Annotated in this window: 11 protein-coding genes; all 11 read left to right on the top strand. The window is 30.5% G+C overall.

The genetic code is table 11. From position 1 onward, the window contains the following. A partial coding sequence (locus OIU80_RS20130) for a non-ribosomal peptide synthetase (protein WP_264288763.1) occupies positions 1 to 2,712 on the top strand: 2,712 nt, incomplete at its 5' end. 165 nt (positions 2,713 to 2,877) lie between these two features. Beyond that, positions 2,878 to 11,583 carry a non-ribosomal peptide synthetase gene (locus tag OIU80_RS20125; RefSeq protein ID WP_264288762.1) on the top strand — a complete coding sequence of 2,902 codons (8,706 nt, stop codon included), beginning with the start codon at positions 2,878 to 2,880 and terminating at the stop codon, positions 11,581 to 11,583. A 91-nt stretch (positions 11,584 to 11,674) separates the two neighbouring features. Continuing rightward, positions 11,675 to 13,300 (top strand): MBL fold metallo-hydrolase, encoded by a 1,626-nt coding sequence (locus OIU80_RS20120; protein WP_264288761.1) that lies wholly within the window; start codon positions 11,675 to 11,677, stop codon positions 13,298 to 13,300. 40 nt (positions 13,301 to 13,340) lie between these two features. Next, on the top strand, positions 13,341 to 14,531 hold the full coding sequence (locus OIU80_RS20115) for an MFS transporter (protein ID WP_264288760.1): 1,191 nt from the start codon (positions 13,341 to 13,343) through the stop codon (positions 14,529 to 14,531). 56 nt (positions 14,532 to 14,587) lie between these two features. Beyond that, entirely contained in the window at positions 14,588 to 15,319 is a 732-nt protein-coding gene (locus tag OIU80_RS20110; RefSeq protein ID WP_264288759.1) for a thioesterase II family protein, read from the top strand. Positions 15,320 to 15,340: 21 nt separating this feature from the next. Further along, positions 15,341 to 15,982: a 4'-phosphopantetheinyl transferase family protein gene (locus tag OIU80_RS20105; protein WP_264288758.1), complete on the top strand. Its 642-nt coding sequence runs from the start codon at positions 15,341 to 15,343 to the stop codon at positions 15,980 to 15,982. A 38-nt stretch (positions 15,983 to 16,020) separates the two neighbouring features. Then, positions 16,021 to 16,983 (top strand): cupin-like domain-containing protein, encoded by a 963-nt coding sequence (locus tag OIU80_RS20100; RefSeq protein WP_264288757.1) that lies wholly within the window; start codon positions 16,021 to 16,023, stop codon positions 16,981 to 16,983. A 58-nt stretch (positions 16,984 to 17,041) separates the two neighbouring features. Then, the gene (locus OIU80_RS20095; RefSeq protein ID WP_264288756.1) at positions 17,042 to 18,001 is read left to right on the top strand and encodes a TauD/TfdA family dioxygenase; all 960 of its coding nucleotides are present in this window, start codon (positions 17,042 to 17,044) and stop codon (positions 17,999 to 18,001) included. Between the two features lie 150 nt (positions 18,002 to 18,151). Then, entirely contained in the window at positions 18,152 to 18,817 is a 666-nt protein-coding gene (locus OIU80_RS20090; protein WP_264288755.1) for an IS6 family transposase, read from the top strand. 346 nt (positions 18,818 to 19,163) lie between these two features. Next, a complete protein-coding gene (locus tag OIU80_RS20085; RefSeq protein ID WP_264288754.1) occupies positions 19,164 to 19,814 on the top strand; it encodes a hypothetical protein in 651 nt (216 codons plus the stop codon). Positions 19,815 to 20,118: 304 nt separating this feature from the next. Beyond that, the gene (locus OIU80_RS20080; RefSeq protein WP_264288753.1) at positions 20,119 to 21,372 is read left to right on the top strand and encodes a hypothetical protein; all 1,254 of its coding nucleotides are present in this window, start codon (positions 20,119 to 20,121) and stop codon (positions 21,370 to 21,372) included. Positions 21,373 to 21,385 lie beyond the last annotated feature (13 nt).

The following is a 21,385-nucleotide window of genomic DNA, read 5'->3' as shown; positions in this document are numbered from 1 at the left end:
CTAGACTCTTATTACCAAGAGCTGATTAATAATAAAACGGTAAAAATAAAAGAAGATACGGCTTATATTCAAACCCAAGAATATATTGGCAGGTACAAAAATGATGTAGATCGTTATTGGAAAAGTGCTTTATCGGAAGTAGAAGGTACCAATGATATTAGTGCATTGCTTAGCCATCCAATTGATTTTAGCAGTTATAAGCAGGTGGAAGTGTCCGCCAACAGTAGTTTTGAAATCAAAGGAGAATTGTACAATCAATTGAAAGCTTTTACACAGAAAGAGGGGATTACTATCAATGTAATGATCCAGTTTATCTGGCATAAGTTACTCCATGTGTACAGCAACAGTCAGAAGAGTATAGTTGGAACGACAATATCAGGAAGAGAATTGCCTATTGATGGAATAGAGCAGAGTGTTGGTTTGTATATTAATACTTTACCACTGATTATTGATTGGAATAATCAGGGTACTGTTTTGGATCAATTGCATCAAATTCAAAAGAAGATTATAGAAATGAACACGCATAGTTTTGCTGACTTGGCAAAATTACAAAAAGAAGGAGAGCGACTTTTTCAGAGTTTGTTCATTTTTGAAAACTATCCTGTGCCTGAAGGAGATGACGACCAAGAAAGATCGAGCGTAAGTTTAAGGGATTTTATAGAGAAGGTAGATTACCCATTAAATATTATGGCTTTCGAGCAAGGAGAATTATTAACCATTAAGTTTAATTATGATGGTAATTACCTAACGCAAAGTAAAGCGAAAGAGCATTTGGCGACTTTAGTACATATTTTGAATCAGGTATTGTCGAATCCGAATATATTACATAATGAAATTAGCTTATTAAATTCTGAAGACTATCAAGAGATTGTTTACAATTGGAATGCTACTGATAAAGCGTATCCTAAGGATAAAACGATTCAGGAGCTGTTTGAAAATCAGATTAAAAAAACGCCTAATAATGTTGCTTTGGTTTATCAAGGCGAGTCATTAACGTACAATCAGCTTAATGAGAAGAGCAACCAATTAGCACACCATATCCGAGCGCTATACAAAGCAAAAACGCAAAAAGAACTTACTCCCGACACGTTAATTGCTTTATGCTTGGAGAGAAGCCTTGAAATGGTGATTGGAATTTTGGGAGTGTTAAAAGCTGGTGGCGCTTATGTTCCTATTGATCCTAGTCTTCCACAAGAGCGAATTGATTATGTTTTGGAAGATACTCAAACGGAGCTTGTATTGAGTCAACGACATTTAAATGAAAAGGCTTATGCTACATTACCAGACGAGAAGGTTATTTATATTGATTTATCCGAAGAATTGTATAAAACTCAGGCTAAGACGAATCTTCCACAACAGAGTCAATCAAGTGATCTGGCTTATGTAATTTACACCTCAGGAACCACAGGAAAGCCTAAAGGAGTAATGGTGGAACATAAAGCGTTTACCCAATTTATCTATAATTTTAATGATACCTTGAAAGACAGAGGAAATTCATTTGAAAGGAATGTACTGAGTTTGACGAATTATGTTTTCGATATTTTTGGATTGGAATATGCTCTTCCTTTAATTTTTGGAAATAAAATTACATTATCCACAATTCATGATGTAAAAGAGGAAAATCTTTTAGAACAACAAATTATTCAACAAACCCCAAGTGCTTTACTTTATTTGGTTAATCAATATCCTGACAAGTTATCAAAGAGCGTGTGTCTTGTGGGTGGTGAAGCATTGCCTTCGTCGATTGCTGAAAAACTAATTGGTGCGTTTGAAAAAGTAATTAACGTTTATGGCCCAGCAGAAACTGTTATTTGGAGCTCTTCATTTGAAGTAAAAGATTCTGAGAAACCATACATTGGAAGTCCTTTGTTTAATGAGCAAATGTATATTCTTGATCAAGCTCTAAATCCAGTTCCTACAGGAGTTATTGGTGAATTGTACATTGGGGGAGCAGGTTTGTCAAGAGGATATTTGAATCTTCCTGAATTAACAGCAGAACGTTTTATAAACAATCCATTTGCCACCGAATCTGATAAAGCCAAAGGGTACACAAAATTGTATAAAACTGGTGATTTGGTGCATTGGTTGGCAGATGGCAATATAGAATATCTTGGTAGAAACGATGATCAAGTTAAGATTCGAGGGTATCGTATCGAGTTGGGCGAGATCGAACACGCCATGTCTCAAATTGATGGAATCAATCAGGTGTGTGTGTTGGCTAAAGAAAGAAAGACTGAAACAGCTACCACTAAATACTTGGTAGGTTATTATGTATCGGATTACGATATGACTTCGATTGATATTCAAAATAGATTATTGGAAGTATTGCCGGATTATATGATTCCTACGGCTTTGGTGGCAATGGAATCCTTTCCATTAACAATCAATGGTAAATTAGACAAACGCGCTTTACCAGATCCGGAATTTACTTCTTCTGAAGTAGATTATGTTGCTCCAACCACCGAAATAGAAGCAGCAGTTTGTGAGATTTGGATGGTACTGCTGGGATTAGATCGAGTAGGTATTACTGATGAATTTTTCAAAATAGGAGGTAATTCTATTTTGGCTTTGCAAGCTTCACATCGTATGAGTCAGTTTTTGAAATGTAATGTAAAAGTAGCCGATATTTTTAAGTATAAAGCGATTAAGACTCTATTAGAAAGTTTTGCTTTAGCAGAAGCTGGAATCGAAGGTGATGAGTGGGAATTTTAAATATTTTTACTACTTAAGCCTAAAACCAAATTATTTTATCAAGAAAAACAATATCTTTATTTTATTTAAAAGTCAGAAAAACTCTTAATAAATGAATAGGTTGATTTCGTTTTTCATAAGTTTTTTAATTATTAGTAATTAACACAATTTAATTTAAAAATAATAATGTATAATATTAATTTATTTTTTAACAAACTAAGACTTAATTCCGGAGCTATTTGGCTAGAGAATGAAACTATAAAAATTTTTGTCACCGAAAAATTAAAAAATCAAGAAACAAAAGATTTTATTTTAAATAATAAAAATCAACTGATATCGGTTCTGAAAGAAAATAAAATTTTTTCAAAAGAAAATTTTTCAAACGTATTTATATTCAGAAATAAAGAAACATTAAGTTATCCATTAAGTCCAGCTCAAGAGCGCTTGTGGTTTGTTGAGCAATATGAAGAAGGTAGTAATGCTTATCATTTGCCGAATGTTCTAGAACTTGATGTTGACACTAACAAAGATGGGATAAAATATGCCTTACAACAGATTGTTTCGAGACATGAAATATTAAGAAGTACTATTGAACAAGGAGAAAATCAAGAAAATGATATTCAAAAAGTGCATTCAGCGCCTCTTTTTATAGAAGAAATAACATTAAGTGATACAATCGATTATAAATCATTAATAAAAGAGGATATTAATCGTCCTTTTAATTTAAATACAGAATACCCTATTCGTATTAAATTTTATACCATTGAATCATCTGCTGATGATTCATTAAATAAAACATTATTATTAATTAATATGCACCATATTGCTAGTGATGGCTGGTCGATGGGATTATTTCAAAGGGAATTATATCAATTTTATGAAGGATATATTAATAATGATGAAAACTTTAGTTTACCAGAATTAGAAATTCAATATAAAGATTATGCTTTATGGCAAAAATCGTATTTAGTAGGCGAAATTCTAGAAAACCAATTAAATTATTGGAAGAATAAGTTATCAGGATTTCAGCATTTAGAATTCCCAATTGATTATGCAAGACCTTCTGAAATCAATTATAAAGGAGCTAGTCAAAAGTTTAAAATAAATAAAGAAGTTGGTGAAAAACTACGTCTATTAGGGCAACAATATGGTGTTTCGCTAAATAGTGTCATGCTAAGCAGTATGAATATTCTGTTAAATAAATATACAGGACAAGACGATATTGTTATTGGTACTGCAATAGCAAATCGGCATCATAAACAAACGGAAGAACTTATTGGTTTTTTTGTAAATGCGCAGGCAAATAGAACGATATTAAACGACTCTCAAACTTTTGTAGAACTTATCCAACAGGTTCATCAGGATCAAATTGACGCTCAATTGCATCAGGATTTGCCTTTCGAAAAGTTAGTAGATGAATTAGGTATTGAACGTGATTCGTCAAGACATCCTGTTTACCAGATAAAGTTTATCATGGAGAGTTTTGGTAGTCAAAATGAAAATTCAAAACTCCAAAAAGATTACTTTAAACCTTATCAGGAAGAAGAAGTTTACGAAGTGGCAAAATTTGATTTGTTAGTCACAATAGGTGATAATCAAGAGGAACTAATAGGCGAAATTAGTTATGCTACAAGTTTATTCCATAAAGATACAATTGCAAGATTAGCAAATCATTATATGCACCTTTTAGAGCAATTAACTCAAGCTCCAACAAAAGCATATAGTCAAATAAACTTGCTCAATTCTGAAGAATATGAGCAAATTGTTTACAAGTTGAATACCGCGGACAAAGAATATTCATTTGAGAGTACAATTCATGAACTGTTCCAGGATCAGGCAATAAAAATACCAAATAATATTGCGTTAGTATATGAAGGAAAGCAACTTACCTATAATGAATTAAATGAAAAGAGCAATCAGTTAGCACGTCACATTAGAGCACAATATGAAGATAGAGTAAAGCAACCACTTCCAGCAGAGACATTAATAGCGATATGCTTAGATAGAAGTTTAGAAATGATTGTTGGAATACTCGCTATATTAAAAGCTGGCGGAGCTTATGTGCCTATTGATCCAAGTTATCCACAAGACAGAATAAATTATATAATAGAAGACACTGGAGCAGAATTAATCCTTACTCAAAAACATTTAAAAGAAAATAACCATATTCAATTCCCACAAAATAAGGTTGTTTGCATTGATCTTACTGAAGAACTCTACACAATAGAAGATAACAGTAATCTTTCATCATATAGTAAAAGTAAGAACCTTGCTTATGTTATATACACTTCGGGGACAACAGGAAAACCCAAAGGAGTAATGGTGGAACATGATTCAGTTATCTATTATTTGTTTAGCTTCAAGAAACTAATTCAAAAAGAACATGTAAATATGTTTTCTGTATTGAATTATTGTTTTGATGCTGCTTTGCCAACCTTATTGTCTGGAGCAATTGGAAACGTTACAACACATATATCAACTAAAGACATTTTCTTGAATCAAGGTATTGAGCATTATATTCAAGAAAATAAAATTGATACAATGAGATTAACACCTTCTATGCTTGAATCTCTTAACCTTAGCGATATCAATCAGGAATTAAATATTGTAATGGGAGGTGAGATGATTTCGTATAAATGTGTTAATGATGTTATCTCAAACAAAAACATTACTCTTTTTAATCAATATGGGCCTACAGAGTCAACTGTTGGAACTACGGTATATAAGATAGATAGTAAAATTGAGCAGCAAGTTATAGGAAAACCATATAGAGGCAAAAGAATTTTTGTGCTAGATAAAAATAACAAACCTGTTCCTGTAGGCGTGGTTGGTGAATTGTATATTGGTGGAGTAGCTTTATCAAGAGGATATTTAAATCGTCCCGAACTAACAGCAGAACGTTTTATTAATAATCCATTTGCAACAGAATCTGATAAAATCAAAGGCTATAACAGATTATACAAAACAGGTGATTTAGTCAAATGGTTATCGAACGGTAATTTGGAATATATTGGAAGAAACGATGATCAAATTAAGTTAAACGGTTACAGAATAGAGTTAGGAGAGATAGAACATGCTCTAAAACAAATAGAAGGGATTAAACAATCATGTGTTTTAATTAAAAATAGAGAAACCGAAACTGGTACAACGAAATATCTAGTTGGATACTACGTATTCGAAGATAATAATGTTACAGTTAGTCAAACTGTTATCTTAGAAAAGTTATCTCATATATTGCCGGAATATATGATTCCTAGTGCTTTGGTAGCTATGGAGTTATTTCCGTTAACAATAAATGGTAAATTAGATAAACGCGCTTTACCTGATCCTGATTTTACTTCATCCGAAGATTTATACGTTGCTCCTAAAAATGAAACAGAATCACAATTATGTGAAATTTGGCAACTGGCCTTTGGTATTGAAAGAGTTGGTGTTACTGATGATTTTTTTAAAATAGGAGGGAACTCGATTTTAGCGATAAAAGTTTCACACCGTATGAGTAAGTTTTTGACATATAGTGTAAAAGTGGCAGATGTATTTAAGCACAAAACGATTGCTCAAATACTAATTCATACAGCAGACCAAATGCAAATAAGCATACCTAAAATAAATTCTAATCAAGCTCCGCTTTCTTTTGCACAAGAGCGTTTATGGTTTATTGAACAGTATGAAGAAGGAACAAATGCTTATCATATGCCAGTCGTATTAGAACTAGATTCTGATACTGATAAGGAGGGTTTAAAATATGCCTTGCAACAAATAGTCTCAAGACATGAAGTTTTACGAAGTACTATTAAACAAGAAGAAAATCAAGAATTTAGTACACAAACGGTACATGATGATCCACTTTTAATAGAAGAGGTTTATTTAAAGGATACAGAAGATTATGATTTATTAATAGAAGAAGACATTAATAAGCCTTTCAATTTTGCAGCTGAATATCCTATACGAGCAAAATTTTATACTATTGAATCATCTTCCAATAATTTGTCTAGTAAAACATTACTACTTATCAATAGACATCACATTGCTTCTGATGGTTGGTCAATAGGTATATTTCAAAAAGAATTGCTTGCTTTTTACGAAGCCTATGTCAATAAGGATATAACATTTAGTATTCCTGCATTAGAGATACAATATAAAGATTATTCGAAATGGCAAAGATCTTATTTGGTTGGAAATGTATTAGAAAAACAATTAAATCATTGGAAGAATAAATTATCGGGTTATCAGACGTTAGAATTTCCAACAGATTATCCTAGACCAATTAAAACAGATTATAGAGGTGCTGACCAATGGTTTAAAATTGACAAAGAAATTAGTCAAAAAGTACAGGTATTAGCACAACGTTGTGGTGTCACATTAAATAGTGTGCTCCTTAGCGGTATCAATATTCTATTAAATAAATATACAGGACAAGATGATATTACAATAGGTAGTCCAATAGCAAATAGACATCATAAGCAAACGGAAGAACTAATTGGTTTCTTTGTAAATACACAAGTAAGCAGAATACAACTGAATTCAACTCAAAGTTTTGAAGAATTAATATTGGCGGCTCACAAAGACCAAATAGAGGCTCAATTGCATCAGGATATATCTTTTGAAAAGTTAGTTGCTGAATTAGGTATTGAACGTGATGCATCTAGACATCCAATCTTTCAAATTATGTTTAGTGTTCGAAGTTTTAATGATCATGAAAAAAATTCAGGACTTCAGAAAAATTATTTCAAACCTTATCAGATAGATGATGCTTACCAAAATGCTAGATTTGATTTAAGCATTACCATAGATGATAGCGGTGAAGAACTTTTGGGATTAATAAACTACGCAACTAGTTTATTTCATGAAAATACTATCGCAAAATTTAATCAACGCTACTTACATCTTCTAGAACAATTAATAGAAAATCCGAGTAAACCTTACAGTGAAATTAGTTTGCTTAGTCTTGATGAATATAATCAAGTTGTTTATGATTGGAATGCTACGAGTAAGGTGTATTCTAAGAATAAATCTGTTATAGATGTGTTTGAAGAACAGGTTGTTAATACGCCAAATAATATTGCAATCGTTTTTGGAGATAAAGAACTAACCTACAAACAACTCGATGAAGAATCTAGTAAATTGGCAGGATATCTAATTGAAAACTATAATGTACAGGAAAATGATTTTATAGGCATTATGCTGGATAGATCAGAAAAGATGATTATAGCTATTTTAGGTATAATGAAAGCAGGAGCAGCATATGTATGCATAGATTCAGAATACCCAATAGCAAGGAAAGAATATATTATACAAGACACTTCACTGAAGATATTAATTACGCAAACAGATTATATTTTTGACCTTGATTTTTATTCAGGAAATCTATTTGCAATAGATGTACAATTAGACTCGATTGATGTTTCAATGCAGTCAATTAAGAAAAATGTTAATCCAAATGATTTAGCTTATATAATTTATACTTCAGGTACGACAGGTCAGCCTAAAGGGGTAATGGTTGAGCATTGTCAAATAGTATCATTTGCACTTGATAATAATTTTATAAATTATGAAAAAGCAAATGTTATAGCAGGAGTTTCAAATTATTCCTTTGACGGTAGTGTCTTTGATTTGTTTTTCTCATTGCTGAATGGAAAAAAACTTGTCATTATTGATAAAGATACCCTATTGGATTTATCAAAATTAGACGATCACTTTATCAAATTTAAAATAGACACTGTCTTTATTACAACTGCATTGTTTAATTCTTTGGTACAGAATAAATCTAAATGTTTTGAAAGTTTACAGCAAGTGTTATTTGGAGGAGAACGTTGTAATTTAGAGATAGTTAACAAGTTTAAGAGCCAGTACAAAACGTCTTCTTTAATACACGTATATGGGCCTACCGAAAATATAGTTTATTCTACTTATTGTGAATTAAATGACTGTAATACCGAAAAAATAGTACCAATAGGCAAACAGTTATCAGATAAAAAATTATATGTTCTAAGTTCTAACAATATGCCAGTTCCTATTGGGATAGTTGGTGAGCTTTATATTGGAGGAGCTGGATTATCAAGAGGTTATTTAAACCGTCCTGAATTGACTGCAGAACGTTTTGTGGCTAATCCTTTTGCAACAGAATCAGATAAAGAGAATGGCTATACCCAATTGTATAAAACAGGTGATTTGGTTCGCTGGTTACCAGACGGTAATATTGAATACATTGGTAGAAATGATGATCAAGTCAAGATACGAGGGTATCGTATTGAGTTGGGTGAAATTGAATATGCGATGTCACAAATCGAAGGAATTAAACAGGTTTGTGTCTTTGCTAAAAAGAGAAAATCAGAAATTGATGGTTCAGAATATTTAGCAGCATACTATGTTGTAGAAAGTGGTCAAGAGCTAATTAATCAAACGGTAATTTTAGAAAAACTAGCCCTGGTATTGCCTGATTATATGATTCCTGCGGCATTAGTCGCAATAGAATCTTTTCCATTAAACAGTAGTGGTAAAATAAATAAGAATGCTTTGCCAAATCCTGAGTTCACTTCATTAGGAAACGATTATATAGAGCCTAAAACTCAAGTTGAAAAAGAAATAGCAGAAATTTGGCAAGAAGTATTAGGATTAGAAAAAGTAAGTATTATAGATGATTTTTTTAGAATCGGAGGAGATTCTATATTAAGTATTCAGATAACAAACCGTATTAAACAAGCAGGATTTAGTTGTCAAGTAAAAGATATTTTTGAATACAAAACAATTGTTAAACTTGCCGAATACTTAAGTACAAAAAAATCAGAAATTGATGTTATTACTGAGCAAGGACTTCTAACAGGAGAATTGAATTTTCTACCAGTTCAACAATGGTTTGTAGATAAAGTTGAAAATGGAGAATTAGCTAAATCGAATCACTGGAATCAAAGTTTTTTAATTAGAGTACCTGAGTTAGAAACTAAGAAATTAGAAGAAATTGTTGAGCAACTAGTTTCTTATCATGATGTGCTACGAATTCGATATAATAAAGAACAAGATCCTAAAACAGGAAAGATTCGCTGGAAACAGATGTATCAATCAAATATCCCATTACACGAAATTAAGACTTTAGATGTAAGTCAACATTCAGAAACTGAAGTTCATGAAATTCTTACCAATTGGCAAAGTAGTTTTGATCTAGAAGAAGGTGTTTTATTTCAAATAGGATATTTACACGGATATACTGATAATAGTGCCAGAATTTATTTTGCATTACATCATATGATTGTTGATGGGGTAAGCTGGCGTATTTTGGCTGAAGATGTTAAGGATTTGTTTCAAGGAAAAGCTTTGCCATCTAAATCTAGTAGTTATCGTCAATGGATTACAAGTGTAGAAAATTACTCAATTCAACATCCTTCAGAAGGAGCATATTGGGAAGAGCAATTAAAAGATATGCCAAATTATCAATTGGATTGTGAAATAAAAGAAATAAGTTCAAAAACGATTGAGTTAGATACAGTATTAACCAAATCATTTTTACAGGAAGCTTCTAAAGCATACCATACAGAAGTAAATGATTTATTATTAACTGCCTTAGCATACGCACTTAAAGAAATTAATAATCAAAATGTTCAAGGAATAACTTTAGAAGGACATGGTAGAGTTGATATAGATCCAACAATTGATCATAGCCGAACAGTAGGTTGGTTTACAACAATGTTCCCAGTCAGGTTAGAAATACAAAATAACTACAAAGAAAGTATTCCGTTTATAAAGGAGAGCTTACGAAATATTCCTAACAAAGGAATAGGATTTGGTGCCTTTGCAGTAACCGAAGAAACAAATTATTCACAAAAAGATTTAATTCCTATTGGTTTTAATTATTTAGGGCAATTCGAAACTCAGCACAAAGATTGGCAATTTGCTTCTGAGGGCAGCGGTTATAGCGTGCATCCAGATAACATTGGGCATAATCTTATAAATATCAACGGAATAGTTAGTGATAGTAAAATGCATTTTGATGTTGTCACAAAATTAGGTGAGGAAACTACAGCACTTTTAAGTGAAAGTTTTAAAACGAACCTCACAAAGATTATTAATCATTGCATTGATAAGTTAGAAAAAGAAGGAGCAACTCATACTCCTACTGATTTTGCAGAATTTATTCCTTATGAAATTTTTAATGAACACTTAGAAGAAGATCCAATATTCATATTTCCTCCAGGTGGTAGTGGAGCCGAATCTTATTATAACAGCTTGGTTCCAAGGCTTAATAATAGAAAACTAGTCTTGTTTAATAATTTTTTCGCATTTATGAAGACGCAGGCAGATAATTATGCTTCAACAGTGAAAATGGAAGATTTGGCTGATTTTTATAGAATTTGGATTCAAAAATTGCAAACAAAAGGGAAATACACATTTGTAGGCTGGAGTTTTGGAGGAGTTTTGGCATTTGAAATTTTTAATAAATTATTAGGGAACAGAGTAGAAAAAAGTGACCTAATCTTACTTGATAGCTATTTTGATTTTAGAAGTATTGAAAATCATTTGCCACAAAGTTGTATCGAAGAGTTCAAAAAAATAATTCATTATAGATACAATCCTAAATATAATACACAAAATCTCAATATTGTTTTGTTTAAAGCTTCTAAGATGAACATGTCAGAAGAAGAAAATAACAGTGAGATTTTACCAACAATATTTCGAAATTCTCAAAAATTTTATGTCGAATCAATGTATAATGGTTTGGATAAAGTAGTAGAAAGTGATGATTGTTTAGTAACAGAAAAAATTCAATTAATTGAGCTCGATTGTCATCATGATAATATTTTAGAGACAAGTAGCGATAATATTTGCGATTTTATTTTAACCCTATCAAACAAAGTTGACATAAAAATAAGCGAGTTAGAAAATCTTGAAAAGATATAAATCTCCTTATAAGTTTAAAAATAAATACAAAGATTAAATACAAAAAGAAAATAATAATTAGAAACAAACACTAACAAAAATAACAAACACTATGAAAGAAAAAACGTTCTTCCTGAAGCCTAATGTAGTTATAGAACCTTTAATTGACCGTTGGTATGCTTGGTCACATCTTATATCACCCGCTACTGCTGCTATGAATATTGTAGGGAGACATTTAAAAATAATGAACTCTTATCTTCAAGCTCCTCAGATACATGCTGCTGCAATCAAAAATCCAAAAATGTTGGGAGGTCCATTTATCGATTACAATGGAGGTAGAATTGAAGATATAAAAGAACTAAAACAAAATACAATAGAGCGTCGAGCAAAATCTATAGAACTTCAGGCTGCAATAGTCGAATTGGATAAAATGTTAAAGAGTAATGCAAAAGGTTTTTCTTTAGAACCTTTATATGAAAAAGTTCCAGATTTACTTAAAGGATATGTTGAGTTGGTTTATGATTTAAATAATAATCCTTCTTTCCGCCTTTTCGAATCACTATTATATAAAAGTGAATTCAATGATATTTCTTCTCAAAGTATAGCATTGTGGATTACTGATAATGATTCAAGGCCTTTTTGTTTGAGTACACCTAAACTAGATAATCCTAATGTTTTGCATTTAGATATTCCCTTAAATCATAAAGGTATTGATGCTTTAAGCAAAATGAAACGAAATCCGGGATGCATCGATGAAATAGCAGACATTTTAGGGGTGTCTCCAGATGATAGAGCACTATTTGATACTTTTTTTACAGAACAGCAAAGCCCTAGATATAAGAAATACGACGGAGAAAAAGCACGTATGCGTTATTTTGGACACGCTTGTATTTTGATTGAAACTAAAGAAGTAAGTGTTTTATTAGATCCAGTAATCAGTTATTATGGCTATGAATCAACCGTATCACATTACTCAGATTATGATTTGCCAGATGAAATTGATTATGTAATTATAACGCATAACCATCAAGATCATGTCTTATTGGAAACATTATTACCATTGAGACATAAAATTAAAAATATTGTTGTTCCTATAACAACAAGTGGAGCATTGCAAGATCCTAGTTTGAAACTAGCATTTAAAAGTATGGGCTTCCAAAATGTTATTGAAATGGATGAAATGGATGAAAATGTATTCGAAAATGTCTCTATTACAGCTATACCATTTACAGGAGAACATAGTGATTTAAATGTAAGAGCAAAAGCTTGTTTTCATGTTGCTATTAAACAGTTTTCTTTCTTGTTTGTAGCTGATTCTAGAGTAATGGAACCATTATTATATAAACATGTTCAGCGAGCTGTAGGTGATGTTGATGTTGTGTTTTTAGGAATGGAATGTGACGGTGCGCCTTTGTCATGGTTATATGGACCATTACTTACTGAAGATTTACCAAGAGATAAAGATCAATCACGAAGACTTTCAGGATCTGATTATTCAAAAGGAATGCCTTTAGTTGAAATTTTTAATCCAAAAGAAGTATATGTATATGCAATGGGACAAGAACCTTGGTTAGAATTTATTAGTAGTATCAAATATACAGACGAATCCAATCCAATTGTTCAATCCAACCGTCTTATAGAAGAGTGTCAGAAAAGAAATATTGTAGCCGAAAGACTATTTGGTGAAAAAGAACTGTTTTATGACTACGTGACTGAAGAAGTAGCGGGTTTTAATTAAAATAGTAAATAATTCTTTTAAGATAATTAATCAATAAAATATGCTATTTAAAAAAGACGAATTAAAGCATTTATGGCCCTTTTACTTGTATTTACTTGTATCAGGGCTATCCACAATGATAACACCATTTTACCTGCTTTATTTTTTGCATTTGGGCTACTCTTTTTTCGAAATTTCTGTTATTATGTCGTGTGCCGGGGTAACTGCATTTTTATTTGAAATTCCAACAGGAGCCTTTGCTGACGGATTTAGTAGAAAGTATTCCGTTGTAGTGGGAGCTTTAATTATTGCAATTGCTGTAATGTTTATTCCAATTGTAAAAAACTATTATGTTATTCTGCTTTTATATATAATGACAGGGATAGGAGATACCTTTATGTCAGGCGCTCAGGAAGCTTTCGTTATTGACAATCTAAATAGTAAAAAAAGGAAAGACCTTCATCAGGAGTATTTTATTAAGAGTAGTAGTTTTTTGGCTTTGGGGGCAGTTTTTGCGCCATTATTAGGAGCTTTATTGGTTAAAGTATATTCCATAGAAATTCTTTGGTATATATATGGTTTCGGTTTCTTCTTTACTGCTATCATAATAACTTTTTTCACTAAAGAGAACTTTAAGCCGAAAAAATTAAAACTATTGGATCTTTTTAAAGAATCATTTCAAACCAGTAAAATTGGTATTGCTTTTTCAATACGTCAGAAAACATTGTTTTTCTCTATAGTGGCGGGTATATTTATGTGTATAATAAAAGCAGGAGCAATAGGAACTCAACCATTTTTAATAAGCTTAGGGCTAAAAGAATACCAAATGGGGTATGTTTTTTCAATCATATCAGTTGTTTGTATTGCTTCTTCATTCGCTTCACGTCTTTTTACAAGGTTTAAATCTAAAAATGTATTGTCAGTTGTCATTCTAATAGTTATGGGATTACTTTTTTCATTATTATTTATTTATCCACCATTTTTTATTCTTGGTACAATAATTATTATTACCAAAAGTGGAATGTTAAATCTGGGTGGGCCATTAATTCAATCGTATTTACATCAAGTTATTCCAGGAAGATTTAGAGCAACAATAATATCGACGATGAGTATGGCAAATCAATTGGCAAGTACATTAGCAGGATTATTGGCAGGTTTTTGCGTTGATTTGTTTGGGCCACAAAGAGTGATAGCATTTAGTGGTATGTTTGGGTTTATAGCAATATTTTTTTACCAAAAAATGAAAGATTAATGATAAATACGATTCAAATTATAAATTAAAATATAAAATCCTTTAAAGTAATAAACATGTCAAAACCACAATTATTTATGTTGCATTTTGCTGGAGGAAACAGTGACTCTTTTAATTTCATGCATTCCTATTTGGGAGAATTTAAATTAGAAACAATAGAGCTTCCGGGGAGAGGGGCAAGTTCGGATGAGATTTTGATCAAAGATTTTTCTACAGCTGCAAATTATATCTATACACAAATAAAAAAAAGATTAACCTCTAAGAATTTTTTAATATACGGACATAGTATGGGAGCTTCACTAGCTTTCAAAGTAACAAGAATGCTTGAAGAAGATAGTATAACGCCTCTATGTTTAATCGTATCAGGAAATGCTGGGCCAAAAATAAAAGAGAATAAAAAAAGATATTTACTTGAAGATAAAGAATTTATTACAGAAGTAACAAAATTAGGAGGATTGCCTTTGGAGTTTTTAGAAAGCCAAGAATTATTAGATTATTTTATACCTATTCTAAAAGCAGATTTTGAAATTTCCGAAGAAAACAATTTAGGAAGTGAGTCTATTATTAAAACTCCAATTTATGCTATAATGGGAGATGTTGAAAAACATGTTGAAGACATAACCAATTGGTCCAAATACACAACATCGTTTTTTAATTATGAAATACTTACCGGAAACCACTTTTTTATATTCAATCACACAGAAAGATTATGCAGTGTAATAAAAGAATGTTATAAAAAAAATGTAGCTAAAAAAGCTTTAGACTTATTAACAGAAAAGATGCAATAGTATAGATAAAGTAAAGGAAGAATGATGATTGTAATAAATTACATAAATATTGATCTCATTGATGATTACAAAAAACTCATACCCAATGTTCCTGAGTTTATTCAAAAACAGATAAACAGCTATGTTAAAGAAAACGATCAAAAAAGATGTTTGTTTGGAAAATTGGTTTTAAGAAAATTATTAATGGAAAGTGGGTATTCAAAACGAGTATTAGACGAAATTAAAATAGATGAAAATAATCGTCCTTACATAAATCAAGATATCGATTTTAATATTTCGCATTCAGGTAATTATGTCATATGTGCGGTTTCAATCCAATCGAGAATTGGAATTGATATTGAAGAAATTAAAAATATTGATGTAAATGAAATAAAAGAAATTGTTTTTAATGACGAGGATGATAAAAGATTTAAAAACACACAAACACCATTAGAGTTTTTCTATGAAACATGGACATTAAAAGAAGCTGCTTTAAAAGCAGATGGAAAAGGACTTATGATTCCATTGAAAGATATTGAAATATACAATGAAAAATTACTATGCTGTAACCAGTTATGGAGTTTTGAAAAATTAAATATAAATGAAAGTTATAGTGCTTATGTTGTATATAATGGGAATCATATTGTTTCAATGAATGAAATTAATATTTATTCAATAATTTAAAAATTAATTGCCAACAAATGAATAAAACAAAATAAATTATGGAAAATGTTCTAGTAACTCCTCAAACGGAAACAAAACCAGAAGTAATTATTGACGATTTATTTTCAATGATTCCGGGAATAGAAAATGCAACTCAGGTACAAGTTGTTATGTCCAATGACCTAAGTGCAAAAAAGTTTAATAAAGATTGGGTTGCACCTAATAAACCATGTCTTATTAAAGGCGCGGTAAAACATTGGCCAGCTATTCAGCATTTTAAAAGTGAAGAGTATTGGTTAAAAGCTTGTGATGATTTTAAAATTACAATTTATCCACATATGAATCACGCTAGTTGGGATAGACATAAGTTTAATAGTGAAGAGGTTACATTTCATAAAGCAATAAAAAGGTTATTCAACAATGAAGATCCTATTTTGAGCATGCCAGCTGAAAAAATTACCGATGATAATCGTTTTTCGAAATTAATAAACGAGATGCCTGGATTCACTTTTCATAACAGTTCGATAAAACCGAGACTTTATGAGCAAAAAAGGTTTTTTTTATATCGTAGAGCATCCACAGCTTGGCATCATCACATTACAGATGAAACTTTAATGTGTCAGGTTAGTGGAGCGAAAAAAGTAGCTTTATTATCACCTGATATACCTAATGCAAGAGAAATTGTTGAATTTTTCCGAAATGATTCTTATTTAGATGGTAAAGTTTTAGACAGTTCTATTGATTTGAAACCAGTCATTGCTTATGTAGAAGAAGGAGATGCCTTATATATCCCACCATACTGGTTACATGCTGTTATGCCAGATGATGATGTGGTTGGATTTACTTACGCACATTGTTGGAAAACCCCAATCCATAAATTTGGAAATTTTTCAAATTATTATGTTGGTCAATTTTACAAAGGCGGATTACAGCCTTTTAGAAAGATATCTTTCGTAATGCCTTTTTTAGCAGTCTTTTCAGGTCTTTCGTACGGATTCAAGAAAATGATTGGACGTATTTAATAAATGAAAAAAAAGATAACTTAAATCAAAAAACATTAATAAATTAATCATTAAAAATATGGTACTGAATCTAAATGAAATCCAGACAATCTCTGGAAAAAAGATGTTATTAAATGTTGAAAATCATCAAGGAGAGGAACTATTAAATTGGGCTGAGGCTAATAAAAAAGATTTCGAAGATTTTATTTCCCAAGAAGGAGCACTTTTAATTCGTGGCTTAAATATTAATGGTGCAGATGATTTTGGATCAATATTAAAAATAGTATTTGGTGAAGACTTAGATAATTACGCATACAGATCAACTCCTCGTACTGAATTAAAAAATAAAATATATACAGCTACAGAATACCATGCTTCTGAAGTGATTCCTCAGCATAATGAAAATGCCTATTTTAGCTCTTGGCCGATGAGAATTGGTTTTTTATGTGAAACACCAGCAAGTAAAATGGGGAATACACCAATTTCAGATAGCCGTATTGCTTATCAGGAAATCCCTAAAGAAATTAGAGAAGAGTTTGAGCAAAAAAAAATAATGTATGTAAGAAACTATTCCAATATTGATTTGCCTTGGCAAGAAGTTTTTCAAACGAGCAATAAAAATGAAGTTGAACAATTCTGTAAAGAAAATAAATTAGATTTTGAATGGACATCTGAAGGGCTTAAAACCCGACAGGTAAATCAAGCTTCTATTATTCATCCAACAACTAAAGAAAAACTATGGTTTAATCAAGCTCATTTATTTCATGTCAGTAGTTTGGAAGAAGAATTGCAAGAAGCCTTAGTAGAACTTTTAGGAGAAGATAATTTACCTAGAAATACTTTTTTTGGTGATGGAACTCCAATTGATCCAGCAGCCCTTGATATCATTAGAGACGTTTACGAAAAAACAAAATTTTCTTTTCAATGGGAAAAAAACGATCTTTTACTATTAGATAATATGCTATTTACACATGGCAGAGAGCGTTATGAAGGTCCACGAAAAGTTTTGGTAGGCATGGCAAGAAACTTTAGAGTATAAATTCATAAGTTGAAGTTTTTTTATTGAACCATTATAAAATATTATTTATAGTAAAAGGAGGCTATCTTAAAGTTAATTTTAAGGTAGCTTTTTTGGTTCTGTCGCATCTATGATTAAGTTTTATCTTTGGTTTTTCAAAACTAATAAAAAATGAATACCAAAGGTCATTGTTATCCAAAATACGTAATCCTGCAGGCAGTGTATTTTAAATTAAGATTTACACTTAGCTATCGTGACGTTGAAGAAATAATGAAAATTAGGGGTGTGATTGTTGATCATGCCACGATCCAACGCTGGGTTTATAAGTTTATGCCTTTCATTGAGGCAGAGATGAAGAATAGAAAAGCCAGAGTGGGGAAGAGTTGGAGAATGGATGAGACGTATATTAAAGTAAAAGGAATTTGGTGTTATTTATATAGGGCAGTAGATAAATCAGGCAATACGGTTGACTTCCTTCTGACCAGAAAAAGACAAAGAATGAGCGCTCAGTCTTTTCTAATTAAAGCAATTATTAATAACTACCGGCCAAGAGTAATAAATATTGATAAAAGCGGTTCTAATACCGCAGCAATTAAAGTTTATAACAGGCGTTCTTTCTCAAAGATTAAAATTCGGCAGTGTAAATATCTCAACAATATTGTCGAACAGGACCATCGGTTCATCAAGTGGCGCATCCAAAACGGATTAGGTTTTAAAAGTTTTGAATCGGCCAAACGGACGTTAAGCGGAATTGAAGTTGTGCATATGCTGAGAAAGAATCAATTGGTTGGACCGGGGATATCTATGTTTAAATCATTCTGTAAATTGGCGGGCTAACTTTTAAATTACTTGAATTTTTATATTTGATTCTGACAGATGCGACAGAACCTACAAAAATGTATAAAAATTGTAATTGAAATTGCACGGGACTATATTTATAATTTTAATGAGCTTGATACAATATATGTGTATCTATTACTGGGAAGAATAAAAACTTCAGAACATATATTCCTATATCAATGAAATACCTTTTTGAAAAACATAAAATTTCAAACATAAAATCAGAGTTTGTTGTCCCAGATGATAGGCAAGAATTATTAAATACTGAAACAATGTTTGAATTAGAAAAACTTAAATACATATTTTAAAGAAATTATAAACCCTAAAGACGGAATTAATTAAAATGAAATATTACACTTTTTTTAATACAGATGAACTAAATGTTATTGGAGAATATCCTCAGATTGAGAAATCAGAAAAATACAATTTATCATCTCCTTATTCTTATTGGAATGTCTTTTGGAATAAATTTCCAAAATTTGAACCTATCTACAGTGTAAAGATTAGAAATAATGCCGTAGTAACTAATTTACTTCATTCTTTGCCTGGATTTAAAGGGCTTACAATAGATAATGAATTAAAAGATTTACTCTGTAAATTTAAATTGCCCCCGCATCGTTTTTATCCTGTTGAAGTTGTACATCATAATAAACATTTAAAATATTATTGGTTTCACTTTATAGATAGTTTTATAAATTATGTTGATTTTGAGAAAACAACATTTGAATTATTTCAAAAATGGCCATTCACTATATTAAAAGAATTTGATGTCTCTTCAGTCGACCAGCTAAATAAATTAGAAGGAGAACTAAATTTTGAAAAAGATATTCAAATAAAAAAGTTAGTCTTATTAGATAGTTTTCCTAAGTATGACATTTTAAGCCTAAGTAATATTACTCCACTTATATTAATAAGTGAAGAATTGAAAAAAACATTAGAGGAATCAAAATTACAAGGGTTTGATTTTAAGGAGTATAAACAGTTAGTCATTTAAATGAAAGATAAAGTAAAAGATTGGTGCAAATTTTACGAAGGAGAAGAAAATTAAATTTGAACATTCTATACCTAATGCAAGGCCAATAGTTCCATTGATGTATTATGTATTAATTGTGAAGGATTTGATAAAGATATAATGGTTGAATATAAATCAGATCCTGGTAGTATTTCAAGTAGAACATATAACACAAAAGGGGACGTTGAGGAGCGATTTTGGTAATTCGACAGGCTATGTTATTATAAGTGAAATTTGCAAAGAGTAAAGGTTTAAACATAATTCTATATTAAAATTTAATTAGAAAATGAAAAATAAAATAATTAATATTTTTATTGGTCTGGTACTTGTAATATTTGGTATGATATTACACAATACTGGTAAGCTATTTTGGGAGTATCTTGGCATATTTTTTATAATTTATGGATTTTTTGTTATTCTCGTTAAGTTTTTTAAAATAGTTATTTTATTAAAAAACAAGCAATTAAATGCCTTTGAAAAAAGCAACAATAGAATTATACCAAATGCCATTAGGAAAATACTTGAATTCCAATTAAAAAATAACATAAAGATAGAATTTGAAATGCCATGTTATGGCACATTTCAAGTCATCGATTATCATATTAGAGAAGGAGATAATTTTAGTAATCCATACTTCATTCTAAAAGAAATTGATGAACATATAAAAAGATATTTGTTTCCTGTAATAAATTGTTCTAAAATCATTCCTTTTGCAAAACTTAACAATAACATATTTTTATATGTAGAAGAAGGAAAAGAAGATATACATTTAATTGATATTGATTCTAATAGTAAACCACTAGTGATAAATAGCCAAATAGATCGCTATCTTGATATAGGCAAACTGGTATTAAATGATGATAAATACTATTATAATGGTTTAGAAAAAATAGATAATATAGTAGATAACAATTATTATTTTTTTGATGTACCAGATTGTATTTGGGAAGGTAAAGATTACTTAGAGACTTTTATTAAAAGCTTTAATTTATTAGAAGAAAAAAATATTTTTTCATTATTATCTATCGAAGACACTGCAGAAAACTACGAATTAACTTTGAATATTAATGATAAATCAAAAAAAATGACCTTCCGAAGATATAGTGATTATATAGACGGTGAAAAATTTATTGAAAGTTTAAATGAAATTCTATTGCTAATAAATTACGTTCAAAAAAAATTCTATTTGATTTCAATTAATATTTGTGATTTCGGTATTGTATTAGCAGATGAGCCAACTTATCGAAATTTACTTTATAATGGCTGTATTGATTTTGATAATGAAAAACTGAAATTGACTTCTGATGAACTAAATGATATAAGGAATTATAGCGATTTAATTACAGAAATTGAGAATGTTGAATTTCATTTAAAAATAATAATTAAAGAGCATAATGAAATTAAAAAAGGAGTAATCTATGACTTCTTCTATAAAACAGAATATGTATTTGATAATTATGGCATTAATGAATTAAAGAAAACGTTAAATGTACAAGTAGAGAAGGTTGAATCTGGTTACGATATCTATTTTACAAAATAAGAACTGTAGAAAT

It is taken from the genome of Flavobacterium frigoritolerans, from assembly GCF_025847275.1.
GTDB classification, from domain to species: domain Bacteria; phylum Bacteroidota; class Bacteroidia; order Flavobacteriales; family Flavobacteriaceae; genus Flavobacterium; species Flavobacterium frigoritolerans.
Note: the sequence above shows the minus strand (reverse complement) of the source record. Positions and strands in the feature narration are given on the sequence as shown.

Excerpts from the sequence above, each read along its gene's own strand:
- OIU80_RS20125 (WP_264288762.1), top strand. The coding sequence starts at position 2,878 with ATGTATAATATTAATTTATTTTTTAACAAACTAAGACTTAATTCCGGA.
- OIU80_RS20120 (WP_264288761.1), top strand. The coding sequence starts at position 11,675 with ATGAAAGAAAAAACGTTCTTCCTGAAGCCTAATGTAGTTATAGAACCT.
- OIU80_RS20115 (WP_264288760.1), top strand. The coding sequence starts at position 13,341 with ATGCTATTTAAAAAAGACGAATTAAAGCATTTATGGCCCTTTTACTTG.
- OIU80_RS20110 (WP_264288759.1), top strand. The coding sequence starts at position 14,588 with ATGTCAAAACCACAATTATTTATGTTGCATTTTGCTGGAGGAAACAGT.
- OIU80_RS20105 (WP_264288758.1), top strand. The coding sequence starts at position 15,341 with ATGATGATTGTAATAAATTACATAAATATTGATCTCATTGATGATTAC.
- OIU80_RS20100 (WP_264288757.1), top strand. The coding sequence starts at position 16,021 with ATGGAAAATGTTCTAGTAACTCCTCAAACGGAAACAAAACCAGAAGTA.
- OIU80_RS20095 (WP_264288756.1), top strand. The coding sequence starts at position 17,042 with ATGGTACTGAATCTAAATGAAATCCAGACAATCTCTGGAAAAAAGATG.
- OIU80_RS20090 (WP_264288755.1), top strand. The coding sequence starts at position 18,152 with ATGAATACCAAAGGTCATTGTTATCCAAAATACGTAATCCTGCAGGCA.
- OIU80_RS20085 (WP_264288754.1), top strand. The coding sequence starts at position 19,164 with ATGAAATATTACACTTTTTTTAATACAGATGAACTAAATGTTATTGGA.
- OIU80_RS20080 (WP_264288753.1), top strand. The coding sequence starts at position 20,119 with ATGAAAAATAAAATAATTAATATTTTTATTGGTCTGGTACTTGTAATA.